12 protein-coding genes are annotated in these 13,601 nt (G+C 60.0%); 7 read left to right on the top strand and 5 right to left on the bottom strand.

The genetic code is table 11. The features are described 5' to 3' along the window. The first annotated feature begins 1 nt into the window (after position 1). A complete protein-coding gene (locus J3A65_RS00985) occupies positions 2–916 on the top strand; it encodes a DMT family transporter (RefSeq protein ID WP_245341380.1) in 915 nt (304 codons plus the stop codon). Positions 917–972: 56 nt separating this feature from the next. Here J3A65_RS00985 and J3A65_RS00980 read toward each other — a convergent pair whose 3' ends face one another. From J3A65_RS00980 to J3A65_RS00965, 4 genes are read right to left on the bottom strand one after another with little or no spacing between them, the layout of a single operon-like run. Then, a complete protein-coding gene (locus J3A65_RS00980; RefSeq protein ID WP_062458586.1) occupies positions 973–1,977 on the bottom strand; it encodes a TRAP transporter substrate-binding protein in 1,005 nt (334 codons plus the stop codon). 50 nt (positions 1,978–2,027) lie between these two features. Continuing rightward, positions 2,028–3,305 carry a TRAP transporter large permease subunit gene (locus tag J3A65_RS00975; RefSeq protein ID WP_174197429.1) on the bottom strand — a complete coding sequence of 426 codons (1,278 nt, stop codon included), beginning with the start codon at positions 3,303–3,305 and terminating at the stop codon, positions 2,028–2,030. After that, complete coding sequence (locus J3A65_RS00970; RefSeq protein WP_209898569.1) at positions 3,306–3,839, bottom strand: TRAP transporter small permease; 534 nt, start codon at positions 3,837–3,839, stop codon at positions 3,306–3,308. It lies immediately after the preceding gene. A gap of 29 nt (positions 3,840–3,868) precedes the next feature. Next, complete coding sequence (locus J3A65_RS00965) at positions 3,869–5,029, bottom strand: fumarylacetoacetate hydrolase family protein (protein WP_062576644.1); 1,161 nt, start codon at positions 5,027–5,029, stop codon at positions 3,869–3,871. A gap of 397 nt (positions 5,030–5,426) precedes the next feature. On the opposite strand from J3A65_RS00965, the gene mdoH reads away from it, so the two are divergent. From mdoH to J3A65_RS00940, 5 genes are read left to right on the top strand one after another with little or no spacing between them, the layout of a single operon-like run. Continuing rightward, positions 5,427–7,331 carry a glucans biosynthesis glucosyltransferase MdoH gene (mdoH, locus tag J3A65_RS00960; protein ID WP_209898566.1) on the top strand — a complete coding sequence of 635 codons (1,905 nt, stop codon included), beginning with the start codon at positions 5,427–5,429 and terminating at the stop codon, positions 7,329–7,331. Continuing rightward, positions 7,328–8,305 carry a zinc-binding alcohol dehydrogenase gene (locus J3A65_RS00955; protein WP_245341378.1) on the top strand — a complete coding sequence of 326 codons (978 nt, stop codon included), beginning with the start codon at positions 7,328–7,330 and terminating at the stop codon, positions 8,303–8,305. The genes mdoH and J3A65_RS00955 overlap by 4 nt, the downstream gene beginning before the upstream one ends. A gap of 20 nt (positions 8,306–8,325) precedes the next feature. Continuing rightward, a complete protein-coding gene (locus J3A65_RS00950) occupies positions 8,326–8,724 on the top strand; it encodes a 6-carboxytetrahydropterin synthase (protein ID WP_062458601.1) in 399 nt (132 codons plus the stop codon). Beyond that, positions 8,721–9,785: a glycosyltransferase family 4 protein gene (locus tag J3A65_RS00945; protein WP_245341376.1), complete on the top strand. Its 1,065-nt coding sequence runs from the start codon at positions 8,721–8,723 to the stop codon at positions 9,783–9,785. The genes J3A65_RS00950 and J3A65_RS00945 overlap by 4 nt, the downstream gene beginning before the upstream one ends. Then, entirely contained in the window at positions 9,782–10,567 is a 786-nt protein-coding gene (locus tag J3A65_RS00940) for a class I SAM-dependent methyltransferase (RefSeq protein ID WP_209898563.1), read from the top strand. The genes J3A65_RS00945 and J3A65_RS00940 overlap by 4 nt, the downstream gene beginning before the upstream one ends. Before the next feature lie 16 nt (positions 10,568–10,583). On the opposite strand, the gene J3A65_RS00935 is transcribed toward J3A65_RS00940, so the two are convergent. Further along, positions 10,584–11,981 carry a hypothetical protein gene (locus J3A65_RS00935; RefSeq protein WP_209898559.1) on the bottom strand — a complete coding sequence of 466 codons (1,398 nt, stop codon included), beginning with the start codon at positions 11,979–11,981 and terminating at the stop codon, positions 10,584–10,586. 302 nt (positions 11,982–12,283) lie between these two features. Between J3A65_RS00935 and J3A65_RS00930 the strand changes: the two genes are divergently transcribed. After that, positions 12,284–13,591, top strand: a complete 1,308-nt coding sequence (locus J3A65_RS00930; protein WP_209898557.1) for an ABC transporter substrate-binding protein — start codon at positions 12,284–12,286, stop codon at positions 13,589–13,591. Positions 13,592–13,601: the final 10 nt, after the last annotated feature.

Genomic DNA, 13,601 nt, shown 5'->3' with positions numbered 1-13,601 from the left:
CATGATCGCATCCATCTCCAAGCAAATCGTCTCGGCGCGCATGGCCGGGCCCCTCATCATGCTGCTCGGCATGGTCATGTTTGCGCTTAACGACGCCATGGGGAAGTGGCTCGTTTCGAGCTATGGCCTTGGACAGGTCGTGCTTCTGCGCAGCCTCGCCGCGCTTGTCATCTTGCTGCCTTTCCTGTTCTTTCAGGGATTCGGCTCGCTGCTGAAGGTCGAACGACCCGGCATGCAGGCGCTTCGGGTGTTCTGCTCCACCGCCGAGGTTTTCTGCTTCTACTATGCCGTGATGTATCTTCCGCTCGCAGACGTCATGACCTACTGGCTCGCAGCACCGATCTATGTCGCCGCGGCCTCGCCACTGCTACTGGGCGAAAAAGTCGGCTGGCGTCGGTGGACTGCAATCGGCATCGGCTTTATCGGTGTCGTCATCACGCTCGAACCGTCGAGCGCGATGATCAGTCCGCCAGCGATCGTATCCATCTTCGGCAGTGCCGCCTTCGCGTTCATGATGATTTCAGGTCGTTTCCTGAGGGCCACCCCAGACCGGACGCTTGTCTTTTTCCAGATCGTCGGTGCGGCACTTGCAGGCCTTGCTTTCGCGCCTTTCGACTGGTCGCCGATCGCTTCTACCCGCGATTTTGGCCTGCTTGCATTGCTCGGTATAGTAGCAATGACCGCTCATGTTCTCGTTAACAGAGCATTGAAGATCTCGGATGCGGCAACGGTCGCTCCCCTACAGTACACGCTTTTGCTCTGGGCGGTTCTGTTCGGCTGGCTGTTCTTTGGCGATATGCCGAGATTCGGAATGCTGATCGGTGCAGCACTGATCGTCGGTTCCGGCGTCTTCATCTTCCTGCGCGAGCAGACGTTGAAGAAGCGCCAAAGGGTGCAGCCGATCGCGATCGAATAGCCATGAAAAAAGCCCGCGACGGTAACGTCGCGGGCTCGTCTGCCGAAGGCTGATGCTTACTTACGGACTTCCTTAAGTTCCGCCAGGATGCCATCAACCACATCGGCACCAATCTGGTCCTTGTGCTTTTCATAGACAGCAAGCGACTTTTCACGAATGCGAGCCTGCTCCTCAGGCGACAGCGTGTTCACTTCCAGGCCGGCGGCCTTGATCTTTTCCAGAGACTTCTTGTTGAGATCGCCGATCACCTGGCGCTCCACATCGCGACCGACCACTGCGCATTCACGCAGTGCAGTCTGTTCTTCCGGCGAATAGGTGTTGAAGATCGCCTTGGAGAAGAGGAAGAGGAAAGGCGTATATGCGTGGTTGGTCTCGGTGACGTATTTCTGCACTTCGAAGAACTTCGACGTGTCGATTGTCACATAGGGGTTTTCCTGCGCGTCGATCGCGTTGGTCTCGAGCGCCGAATAGACTTCGCCGAAGGCCATCGGGGTCGCGTTCGCACCAAGGTTCTGGAAGGTGTCGAGGAAGATGTTGTTCTGCATGACGCGAACCTTCATCCCCGAGAAATCTTCCCACTTGGTGACGGCGCGCTTGGAGTTCGACAGGTTGCGGAACCCGTTTTCCCAATAGGCAAGATTGACCAGACCGGCGCCGTCGAGCTTCTTGTTCATCTCGTCGCCAAATTTGCCGTCGAGTACCTTGTAGGCCTCAGGCGCATCGCGGAACAGGAACGGCAGGTCGAAGACGCCGAGTGCCGGAATGATGCCGACGAGCGGAGATGAGGATGTGACGACGGCTTCCTGAACGCCCGAGCGCAGGGCCTGGGTTGCCTGAAGGTCGCCGCCAAGAGCGCCGCCCCAGAAAGCGGTCAGCTTCAGCTTGCCGCCGGACTTCTGGTCCAGGCATTCCTGCATGGCCTTGATGCCGTTACCGACCGGATGGTCGGCATTGATGCCGTTAGAAACGCGAATGTTGCGGCTCTTGAATTCGGCGAAGGCCGGTGCTGCTGTGGAGCAGGCAAGCGCGATCGCTGTAGTGGCAAGAAGCAGTCTCTTCATAGTAGTCCTCCCAGTTGGACGTTGATGTGAACAGGTTGAATGGCAGGCCGTCAATGCAACCAACGTGCGGGCACGATCACAAGATCGGGAAACAGCACGAGCAGGAAAAGCACGAGCGACTGCGCCAGAAGGAACGGCCACACGCCGGCCGTAACCTTGCCAAGCGGTATTCTCCCGACACCGCTGACGACGTTGAGCACAACACCGACCGGCGGCGTGATGAGGCCGATCGAGTTGTTGATGATAAAGAGCACGCCGAAATAGACCGGATCGATTCCCGCCTGCTTGATGATCGGCATGAGAACCGGCGTCAGGATCAGGATGGTCGGCGTCAGATCGAGTGCCGTACCGACAACCAGAACCAGGATCATGATGACGAACATCAACAGCGTGGGGCGATCAATCAGCGGTTCAATATAGCCGGCGATTTCTGCAGGAATGTTCGCAGCCGTGATGAGCCATGCCGATACGAGTGCCGCGCAGACGAGGAACATGATGACCGAAGTCGTCTTGGCGGCCTGCAGAATGACGTGCGGAAGGTCTCTGGGCTTCAGTTCCTTGTAGATTACCATGCCGACGAACATCGCATAGACGGCGGCAACGACGGCAGCTTCGGTCGGCGTCACGATGCCGATCTTGATGCCGCCGAGGATAATCACAGGCATGCCGAGCGCCCAGGCAGCGCGTCCGGTTGCGTGCAGTCGTTCCTTGTAGGTGGTTTTTGGAAGCGCCTGGACGTTATCCTTGCGCACCACGATCAGCCAGGTAATGATCAGTGAGACGGCCATCAGGATGCCGGGGAAGATGCCCGCCATGAAGAGCTGGGTGATCGACACGTTCGCGGCAACGCCGAATACGATAAACGCCATCGACGGCGGAATGACCGGGGCGATGATGCCGCCGGCAGCGATCAGACCGCCAGAGCGGGGAATATTATAGCCTGCCTTGGCCATCATCGGGATGAGGATGGCGGCAAGGGCGGCCGTATCGGCAGCGGCCGAACCCGAAATGCTGGCCATGATGAGCGCTGCAAAAATCGCAACGATCCCGAGACCACCTCTGATGTGACCGACGCAGGCGATCGCGAAATCGATGATACGCTTCGACAAACCGCCGGAATTCATCAATTCGCCGGCGAGAATGAAGAAGGGGATGGCGAGCAGGGTGAATGTATCTGCACCGGCAATCATGTTCTGCGCGATGATCTGGCTGTTGAACATGTCCATGTGCCACATGAGCACGACGCCGCAGAAAATCAGCGAGAAGGCCACGGGTACGCCAACGGCCATCGCCCCAAGCAGCGATCCAACAAAGACGAAAAGAGTCATTTAGGTCCGCTCCGCCAGTTGTTCGATCGTCATGTTTTCACCCGTGAAGGCTGCGATTTCCGCGTCGGTGACACGACCGGTGATCAGGCGAAGCAGCCGTTCAAGCGCGATCAGCACGCATCCTCCACCGGTGAAGAAGCCGATGCCGTAGACCCACGCCATGGAAAGCCCGGTCACAGGTGCGACCATGCTGGCGTTGATCGGCAGTTGGACCCATGTGCCCCAGAAGAAAATTGCCGAACACAGGATGATCAGCAGGTTCGAAATGATCATGCAGGCGATACGGCCCGAGCGACCGAGCATGGCGACCAGCGACTCCACACCAAGGTGGGAATGTTCGCGAAACGCAACGACAGCACCGATAAAGGTCAGCCAGACGAAGAAGTAGCGCGACAGCTCTTCCGATATGTTGAGGCCGGAGTTGAAACCGTAGCGCAGCACCACGTTGAGGAACACCATGATTGCCATGCCTGCCAAAAGCAGGATCAGCAGCAGTTCCAGAAAGCGGTAAAAGAGATCGTTTATTCGTTGCATCGGGTTCCTCCTCCCATCAACCGCGGCGGCTACAAGAGCTTGCGCTTCGCGAGGTTCTTCATCAAAGCCGTCAGCCCGAAGTCCCAAGGCGGGCAGGCTTCACTATTTTCCACCCAATTCACCAGGCGCCCGAGCCTTGGCGACGATATCTCGACGCGGTCGCCGATCTCGTGGGTAAAGCCCAGACCCTTGCCGCGCCGATCCTTGACCGGCGCAAACATGGTGCCAAGAAACAAAACGGCGCCATCAGGGTATTGATGGTTGCGGTTGAGAAGCTGCGACACGAGATCTTCCGGCGTACGGCTGATGGCCTGCATCGGGCTAACGCCCGTCATCTCGAAACCTTCAGGGCCCTCGACCACAAGCGAGATCTCCGATTTCTTGACGTCTTCGAGCGAAAATTCGCCGTCGAACAGTCGGATGAAGGGACCGAGAGAACAGGATGCGTTGTTGTCTTTTGCCTTGCTGAGAAGCAGGGCGGACCGTCCTTCGAAATCGCGAAGATTGACGTCATTGCCAAGCGTCGCACCGACAATCGCACCCGTGGATGTGACAGCAAGCACCACTTCCGGTTCGGGATTGTTCCAATCCGACTTCGGGTGAATGCCGACCAGCGACCCGCAGCCGACGGCCGACATGGGTTGAGCCTTGGTGAAGATTTCCGCATCCGGACCGATCCCGACTTCGAGATACTGCGACCAAAGCCCCATATCCTGCAACAGCGCCTTCACGCTTGCTGCCTTTTCCGAGCCGGCCACAAGCCCCTTCAGGCTGTCGCCCAGCACCGGCGCCAAGCGACCACGGATCTCCTGGGCCCGAAGCGGATCGCCCTTGGCCTGTTCCTCGATGACCCGTTCCAGCATGCTGTCTGCGAAAGTTACGCCTGCGGCTTTGATCGCCTGCAGGTCAACAGGCGCCAGCAGCGTTCCGGCAGTGCCGTCTAGGAAGTCATTGAGAGAGCCGAGATCCGTCCAATCGGTAGCGGCCGTCAGGCGCTCCACCAGGCCGTCGATCTCAAGCAGTGCTGACAGCGTCGCAGCGAGCGACGAAAGATCCAGAAGCCTGCCATTCCGGTAAAGGACAGGGCAGGGGCCGTCCGCAGCCTTCGACCAGACACGACCAACGAGAGTGGCGGTCTCGGAATCCTGCGGCAAAATCAGTTCGGGCGTCAGCCCGCCATGTATAGTCATTATGATCCTCCAAGCGGCCGATCGATCAGGCCTCCACCCGTCAATCTGTTGTCCGATGTCTGACAACGTCGCTTCAGCTTTCTACTGAGTGTTTTTCTTCGTGTCCAGTACTGCAACCCTGTCAATTCTGGGGATCATCTATACAATATACGCGGGCAAAGAACGCCGACGCACGGTGTCGTTCCGGTGCGCCCCAATGAAGTCGATGCAAGCTGACCAGGCGACGGATGAAGGATCATCCTACCTCGAGCGGTGACGGACGATCCAAAAGGATCCCGGTAAAACCTGCGGCTGTTTGCGCACTGGCGCGGATCTGGAGCGGGGCAACGGCGTCGGTAAACTTCATTTGAAATCGCTCGGCGCTTGCTAGGACGGAGGTTCAGCCTAAGTGTTGCGCATGGGCAATTTAAAAGAAGGCGTTCTCAACGCGATGGCTGCCGACCAAAGTGCAACGGGCTGGCAGTCGGATCCCGAACGAAGTCCCGACTTCCAATATTCCGGACTTCCAGTCCGGTGGCGCCGTCGTATTGTTCTGGCGCTCAACCTCGCAACGATCGCGGGGCTTGGGTATGTCGTCTACCGACTTCTTTCCCCAGATGGCATTGATGGTGCGGAAGCCGTCATGCTGATCGGGTTCATGCTGGCAACGCCGTGGACGGTGCTTGGGTTCTGGAACGCCGTGATCGGGATCGTCCTCCAGCACGGCCCCGGCGACCCCTCCAAAAGCATCTACCCCTTCTATCCGCAGGGTCAGGGAAGCCAGCCGATCGCTTTGTCGTCGCGGACAGCGCTGACGATATTCCTGCGCAACGAAGATCCGCGGCCCGTCTTTGCCCGGATAGAGGCGATGCAGAAGAGCCTTCAGGCGACCGGCCTTCAACGCCACTTTCGGTTCTTCGTCCTCAGCGACACGTCCGAGCCCGACATCATCCAGTTGGAAGAAGCGGGCTTCGATCTCGTTGCCGCTCATGTCGTGGCGGATGGCGGTAACCGGCCGGTCTATCGTCGTCGTGCTGACAATGCCGGTTTCAAGGCGGGCAATATTCAGGACTTCCTGAAGGAACACGGAAGCCGCTACGACTTTTTCCTGCCGCTGGATTCCGACAGCGTCATGTCCGGCGACGTGATGATACGGCTGGTGGCTGCCATGGAGGCACGACCTGAGCTCGGGATTCTGCAGACCCTGGTCGTCGGAGTGCCCGCCGAAAGCGGCTTTGCCCGGATGTTCCAGTTCGGTATGCGTCACGGAATGCGGTCTTTCACGCTCGGCTCCGCATGGTGGAGCGCTGATTGCGGGCCTTACTGGGGGCACAACGCACTGATCCGCGCCGCGGCATTTGAGGCCCACTGCAATCTGCCCGTTCTCCCGGGATCGCCGCCATTGGGCGGCCATGTGCTGAGCCACGACCAGCTGGAAGCGACCTATATGCGTCGGGGCGGCTACGAAGTTCGTGTGCTGCCGATCGAGACACAGAGCTTCGAAGCCAACCCACCGACCTTGCTGGAGTTTGCCAAGCGAGATCTGCGATGGTGCCAGGGCAACATGCAGTATTGGCGTTTCCTTTTTGAGCCGGGCCTCAAGCCGCTGAGCAGGTTCCAGCTTTTTCAGGCGGTCCTGATGTATGTGGCACCGCCGGCCTGGATCGTCGCGACGTTTGCCGCCGCATGGAAGGGTGTGACCGGCGGCTTTGATGCGACCTATATCGAACTCGGCTTCTGGTCGTTCATCACCATCTTTCTTCTGTCGGTCACCCCCAAGATCGCCGGCGTCGTCGATGTGCTGCTTACCCCCGGCGCGATCCGCTCCTATGGCGGACCATTGCGCTTCGGTCTGTCGGCGGTGATCGAACTCCTGGCCTCGATGATCATGGCGCCCATCGTTGCCGTCTATGTCTCGGTGTTCCTCATCGGTCTTCTGTTTGGACGTTCGGTCACCTGGAGCGGTCAGAACCGCGACCGGCTCGGCGTTACGCTTGGCACCGCCGTCAAGGCGATGGGCCTTCAGACATTGATCGGCGTTGTCCTCGCAACGATCATAACGGGCCTGATCGGTGGGTACGCGATCTTCTGGGCTCTGCCTGTGGTCGCCGGTCTCTGTCTGGCGATCCCGTTCACGGTCTTCACGGCCTCGCAGCGGTTCGGTTACTGGACGACCCGCCTCGGACTGTTCGCAATTCCCGAGGAGGGCTGTCTTCCGCGGGTCCTCACCCGCCTCGTTCCGCATGAAGCCCGTCTCTGGCGTCGTCCGTCCGTCAGAGTTGAAGGCAAGTTTCCCAAGCCGGCACGCGATGGCCAGGCATGACGATAGCGCAAGCATTGTGGCTGGTGCGAGAAAACCAGCCTGAATTGCGGGAGACGCCGCTTGGTCCGCTCGGGCACGGCGATGTTCTGGTGGAGAGCCTGTTCGGCGCCATCAGCCGCGGCACGGAATCGCTGGTGGCAGCCGGTTCGGTCCCCGAAAGCGAATACGACAGCATGCGGGCGCCGTTGCAGGATGGCGAATTCCCGTTCCCGATCAAGTATGGCTACGCTGTTGTCGGGACCGTAAAGGACGGCCCGGAAGCGCTTGTCGACCGTACTGTGTTCTGCCTCTATCCGCATCAGGACGTCTTTCACGCGCCGGCGGAGATGGCGGTGCCTGTTCCCGATGGCGTTCCGGCCTCCCGCGCCGTGCTAGCAGCCAATATGGAGACGGCCCTCAATGGCGTTTGGGATGCCGGCATTCTTCCTGGAGACAAGGTCGCGGTCGTCGGTGCAGGGCTCGTCGGGCTTCTGATTGCCTATCTCGCCGCAAGGATCCCGGGCACCGAAGTCACCGTCGTGGACGTCAATGGCGATCGCCGCGGTCTTGCCGAAGATTTCGGATGCCGGTTTGCATCACCCGAACAGGCGAACGACGGTGACGGCGGATGCGATGTGGTGATCCACACGTCGGCCACGGCCGCAGGTCTTGCCACATCCATTGCGCTCGCCGGCTTCGAGGCGCGGATCGTCGAGATGTCGTGGTATGGCGAAGGCAGCGTGAATATTCCGCTAGGTGGTCGTTTCCACAGTCAACGCCTGTCGATCGTCGCTTCGCAGGTCGGCAACGTACCGGTTCACAGGCGCGCAAGGTGGCCGTTTTCGCGACGTCTGGCCGCGGCACTTGCATTGCTTGCGGATGACCGCCTCGACAAACTCTTCTCCGGCGAGACGGACTTTCCCGACCTTGCCCAAGACTATTGCCAAATTCTCGCCGATCCCGGCACCCTTTGCCACCGTATCCGATACCGTTAGTCTGAAAGGACATTCCCCGCATGTTTGCAGTTGAAGTTCGCGACCACATGATGATTGCCCATAGCTTGCCACGGGAGGTATTCGGCCCGGCCCAGGCGATGCATGGCGCGACCTTTATTGTCGATGCCGCCTTCATGACCGAAGATCTCGACGAAAACGGGCTCGGCGTCGATATCGGCCTTGCAACGACGGTGCTGAAAGCAATCGTTGCGCCGCTCAACTACCAGAACCTCGACGAACTCGAAATCTTTCGCGGCAAGGTCACCACGACGGAGGTGCTCGCCAAGCACGTCTTCGATCAGCTGAAAGCCGGTATCGCTGCCGGCGATCTTGGTCCGGGTGGCGTGCGCATCCGCCGCCTCAAGGTAACCCTGCATGAAAGCCATGTGGCCCGAGCCTGGTATGAGGCTGCGATTTGAACGCCGCATCAAGGGAGCGACGGCTGGTATTCGCCATCCCCGGCGATATCGACACCCGCAGCGGCGGGTATGGCTATGACCGGCGGATGATCGAGGAGCTTAGGGCAATCGGCTGGACAGTCGAGCACCTGCAGCTTCCCGGCGGCTTTCCGGAACCGAGCGAAAGTGAGCTTGCCGAAACAGCCGAAAAACTCGCAGCCCTCGCCGACGATAGTCTCGTTCTGATCGATGGCCTTGCATTTGGGGCAATGCCGGCAACTGCCATGGAGGAGGCGACCCGCCTCCGCATGATTGCGCTCGTCCATCATCCGTTGGCACTCGAAAGCGGCATTCCGGCCGGCGTTGCCGAGCGGTTGCGAAAAAGCGAGATGACAGCGCTAGGTGCAGCTAAAGGTGTCGTCGTCACAAGCCCCAGCACCGCCCGGACATTGCTGTCGCAATTCCGCGTGGCGCCGGATCTCGTGCGTGTCGCCGTGCCTGGAACGGAGCAGGCAAAGCCTGCATCGGGCAGCACCGGCGGGGACGGGGTGATGATCCTGTCGGTCGGATCGCTGACGCAGCGCAAGGATCATGCGGCGTTGATTTCAGCGCTCGAGCGCATCTCCGATCGCCCATGGCAGTGCCGGATAGCAGGCAGCGATGACATGGATCGTCAATGCGCTGCCGATCTGCGACGACAGATCGAGGCGTGCGGGCTCTCCGACCGGGTGACTTTGACGGGCGCGCTTGATGATGTGGCGGTCGAATATGCCCAAGCGGATATTTTTGCACTCGCCAGCCAATATGAAGGCTACGGCATGGCCTTTGCGGAAGCCATGGTGCGCGGCCTGCCGATCGTTGGCTGTCGCGGCGGGGCGATACCGGATTTGGTGACTGACGATGCCGGGATCCTCGTGGAACCGGGCGACATTGCCGGGCTCGCCGAAGCTCTGGCGCTGCTGATCGACCAGCCGGAAACGCGACAAGCTTATTCTGCGGGCGCACTTGCCGTGGGCCAGCAGCTGCCCGATTGGCCCGCAACGGCAAAGGTGCTTTCCGACTTCCTGGAGGAAATGCGATGAGTGGCTTCGACACAGTCTGGCTCGATCTGCGCGAGCCCGCGGACAATGCTGCGCGTGAACCCGAGCTCCGGCGGTCTGCCATCGAAAGTGTGACCGCAGACGGGAACGGCGCGACGGTCGTCGATCTCGGTTGCGGAACCGGCTCCACTGTCCGCGCACTTGCGCCCCAGAGTTCGTCCTGGCACTGGCGGCTTGTCGACAACGATCTGCAACTGCTCGAAGAAGCCGCAAACAGGCTCGACATGCCCGACCAGATGAAATGCCTGCAGGCCGACCTTAGCCGGTTGGCGCCTGAGCTCTTCACGGATGCGAGGCTGGTGACAGCGTCGGCGCTTTTCGACTTGGTCTCTGCTGAGTTTCTGGAGCGTCTCCTGCATCTCCTTTGGGAGCGGGAGATCGGCCTCTATACGGCGCTCAATTACGATGGCGTCTGCAGCTGGGAGATCGCGCACGAGGCGGATGCCTTGGTTGTCGAAGCGTTCAATACCCATCAACGCCGCGACAAGGGCTTTGGACCGGCGCTTGGTCCAACGGCGGAACCGGTCTTGTCCCGGTTGGCAGAGCAGGTGGGCTTCAAGGTTCTCACCGGTCAGAGCCCCTGGCGCCTCGGCGGCGATCAAGCCGAATTGCAGCGGCAATTCATTGACGGCATGGCAAACGCTGCGTCTGAGACGGACCGAATAGAGAAGGCGATTCTGGACGACTGGCTACGGATGCGTCTCGAGATGGCATCGCGTTCGGCCTGCGAAGTCGGGCACTGGGATATGCTTCTCCTCCGCTGATTGGTTGCCACCCCGATCATCCCGCTGTCGGGGTGGAAAGAAGCCAGAGGCCGAAGACGGTATAGCCTATCATCGCAAGGGCCAGAAAAGCCTGACTGATGGTGGCGCTTGCCGGTTTCACGAAGTGCTTGAGCGCAATCATGTGGGCGATCAGAATGCCGATGCAGTGCCCGGTGACGATGATCGCGGTCTGTGCCATCCAGAGCTTTTCGACACTGCTGATGTCGATCAGCATCGATGCCGTTACGTGCCGATCCGCGGTGCCGAACAGATCCCAGCCAAGCGCAAACGGATCCGAGATCGCCGCGTAGAGATACTGCCCGTTGATCAGAAGCAGGGTGAGATAGTGGGCTGCGTGGAAGGCAATCGCTATCGGAATGATCGAATAGACCAGATGCGTGATCAGCTTTCGATCAGCGACTAATCGTGCCTCTCCGGCAAGCCGGGCTCCTGCTATGACAGCCGTAAAATAGATCACTGCGAGCACCGCCGGAGCGGCGATCAAGCCGAGCGTATTCGGCAGGGTCACAGCGCTGCGGCCGGGAAATTCCAGCGGGTTCACCCCGATCATCGAGAGCCAGGTGAAGGTCTCTGCAAAGCCATCGAAGGACGCCGTTCCGAGCGTCAGCAGCAGAAACAGGGCGGCGCTGATCGGCGGCGGCTCCGCCGCGACGTAGTCTTGTCCTGGCCAGCGGAACCGGACACTCGCCCATATTCCTGATTTCGGCGGCTTGATCTCAAACGGCGCGATCATGCCGATCATGCGGAAATACATCGAGAATGGTTCGCCCCGCTCTGTCCAATCTCGCTCTCCGAAAACCAGCATGGCGATGAAATTGAGAACCCAGTAGACCGAGACAGCGATGGCGAGACGGGGAGGGTCCTCCGGAGCGAGCGAAACCAGCTCGTACCAGGCAAACATCAGAAACAGGAGGATCGCGGGGATGTAACCGACGGCCTCCGGCAGCTTCAACAGGGGAGCTTCACCAAGCCGACCGCCTGTCGCTCGCCGCAGGATACGGAGAGGTCCCATCCAGGGATTGAGCCATGGCCACAGGTTCCCGACCAGCGCCTGCAGCAAGGTCAGGCCGACCCAGAACAGCGTCCAGACGACAAGCGGCAAAGGATTTTCGAGCGGATCGGCTGTTGAGTAGCGGCCGGCGGCGATCAGTACCAGCAGAAGCAGGAAGCTCAGCGTGCTGACGATCGCGATCGGCGGCACCGGCCGGCGATCGAGCGTGATGGAGGCACTGCCGGCCTGTGTGAACCAGCGCGACGGAACCAGCAGCAATGCGACGAAGGTAACTGCGACGACGATCGCGCCGCCTGTCAGGTAATATTCGGTCGGCAGCAGCATCACCAGCCCGCGTTCCGTCCCGTGCGCGCTGGCCGTGCAGGGCATGAGCGTCCACAAGAGAGCTGCCGTCGCCGATGGACAGGCCGGCAACCGGTGTTTTCGGGGAAATGACGGCAACGGGTTCATCCTGCGTCTGGTGGCGTGATCGGCTGAAACATCATGCCGGGATGGAGAAGCGTATTCCATACCACGACATCTTCGCTCAGACTGGGCCTCGTGCCGCTCCTGTCAGGTCTCCTGATCAGCGGAATTCTTTGCTATAGGACATGGTAGGGCTCTTATTGTCGGTGGCACCTGGTAGACCATCGACTATCGCATCAGCATGATGGGCGTCAGTACCGTTGAGAGGAAAATTTCGAATGACCGACAAGACTTCAGCACCGAAATCCTCGGTGACCCGCCGGACGACCCTTCTTGGAATGGGCGCGGCAACGGGTGCGGGCATTCTTTCTTCCGTCTCGCCGGGCTTCGTCCGATACTCGCACGCCCAGACCTCCGCCCCCATCAAACTCGGCTTTGAATGCCACCGCACCGGTATCGGCGCATCCTATGGTCGCTGGTACGAGCGTGTCGCACGGGCTGCCGTCAAAATCATCAACGAGGAGGGCGGCATCAACGGTCGTCCCGTGGAACTGATCGTTGAAGACGATGGCACGGATCCGAAACGAGGCGCCGAAGTTGTCGAGAAGTTCGCGACCCAGCATAAGGTCGATGCTGTGTTCGGGACGCTGTTTTCACACGTCGTCGTCGCCGCCGCGCCGCGGGCGGGCGAGTTGAAGATGCCCTATCTCGTGGTATCGGAAGGCACGCACGTATCCTCGGGCAGCCTCAACCGCTATTGCTTCCAGCCCGGCATCACCGACGTTCGCAGCCAGGTCACGTCAGTAGCACCCTGGATCACGCAAAACCTCGGCAGGAAGGTCACGATGATCTTCCCCGACTACGCCTTCGGCTACGACCACCGCGATAATCTGCCGCCCGCCATCAAGGCTCAGGGCGGTGAGGTCGTGGAGATGATCGCCGTTCCGCCGACGGAAACATCGTTTACGCGCTACCTGCCACGTATTCCCGCAGATACCGATGTGCTCTACCACATCATGGTCGGTCCGGCGGTTCTCACCTTCGTCACCGAGCTCGGTCAGTTCTACGGCTCTCAGCGACCCCAGATCTTCGGCTTTATCGATAGCGTCGAGGCCGTCGATCTCTCGACGCCGCAACTGGGCTTCCTCGATGGTACCTACTTCTGGGAGGGCATGCCCCGTTATGCCCAGAAGGACCAGAGCGAATGGGACAAGTTTTATCGCACGGCCGTGGGCGTCAACCAGAATGGCGCAAGCACCGCCGATCCGAAGGACATCGCCACCTACGCCCACATGTACGGTGTGTGGGAAACGCTGTTCACCATCAAGCAGGCGATGCAGACATCGGGATATAACGGTCCGCAGGACAAGGCCAAGTTCATCGAAGCGCTCGAAGCGATCGAGACATTCGAGGAAGGCCGAGACCATCCGCAGGGCAACAAGATCTTCAACGGCAAGAACCATCAGGTTTACGGCCACCAGAACATCTCCAAGGTCGAAGGCGGCCGGATGGATGTCGTGCACCGGACCTCGATCGAAGACGGCATGTACGAGGTGACGGCGGACTACACGAAGATGTCCCTCTGACCCCTGCTTT

It is taken from the genome of Rhizobium sp. PvP014 (assembly GCF_017876855.1).
Taxonomy (GTDB): domain Bacteria; phylum Pseudomonadota; class Alphaproteobacteria; order Rhizobiales; family Rhizobiaceae; genus Neorhizobium; species Neorhizobium soli.
The sequence above is the reverse complement of the archived record's forward strand: the minus strand, read 5'-3'. Positions and strand labels throughout refer to the sequence as shown.

What these genes read in the sequence shown, in the direction of transcription:
- J3A65_RS00985 (WP_245341380.1), top strand. Translation starts at nt 2, where the DNA reads ATGATCGCATCCATCTCCAAGCAAATCGTCTCGGCGCGCATGGCCGGG.
- J3A65_RS00980 (WP_062458586.1), bottom strand. Translation starts at nt 1,977, where the DNA reads ATGAAGAGACTGCTTCTTGCCACTACAGCGATCGCGCTTGCCTGCTCC.
- J3A65_RS00975 (WP_174197429.1), bottom strand. Translation starts at nt 3,305, where the DNA reads ATGACTCTTTTCGTCTTTGTTGGATCGCTGCTTGGGGCGATGGCCGTT.
- J3A65_RS00970 (WP_209898569.1), bottom strand. Translation starts at nt 3,839, where the DNA reads ATGCAACGAATAAACGATCTCTTTTACCGCTTTCTGGAACTGCTGCTG.
- J3A65_RS00965 (WP_062576644.1), bottom strand. Translation starts at nt 5,029, where the DNA reads ATGACTATACATGGCGGGCTGACGCCCGAACTGATTTTGCCGCAGGAT.
- mdoH (WP_209898566.1), top strand. Translation starts at nt 5,427, where the DNA reads ATGGGCAATTTAAAAGAAGGCGTTCTCAACGCGATGGCTGCCGACCAA.
- J3A65_RS00955 (WP_245341378.1), top strand. Translation starts at nt 7,328, where the DNA reads ATGACGATAGCGCAAGCATTGTGGCTGGTGCGAGAAAACCAGCCTGAA.
- J3A65_RS00950 (WP_062458601.1), top strand. Translation starts at nt 8,326, where the DNA reads ATGTTTGCAGTTGAAGTTCGCGACCACATGATGATTGCCCATAGCTTG.
- J3A65_RS00940 (WP_209898563.1), top strand. Translation starts at nt 9,782, where the DNA reads ATGAGTGGCTTCGACACAGTCTGGCTCGATCTGCGCGAGCCCGCGGAC.
- J3A65_RS00930 (WP_209898557.1), top strand. Translation starts at nt 12,284, where the DNA reads ATGACCGACAAGACTTCAGCACCGAAATCCTCGGTGACCCGCCGGACG.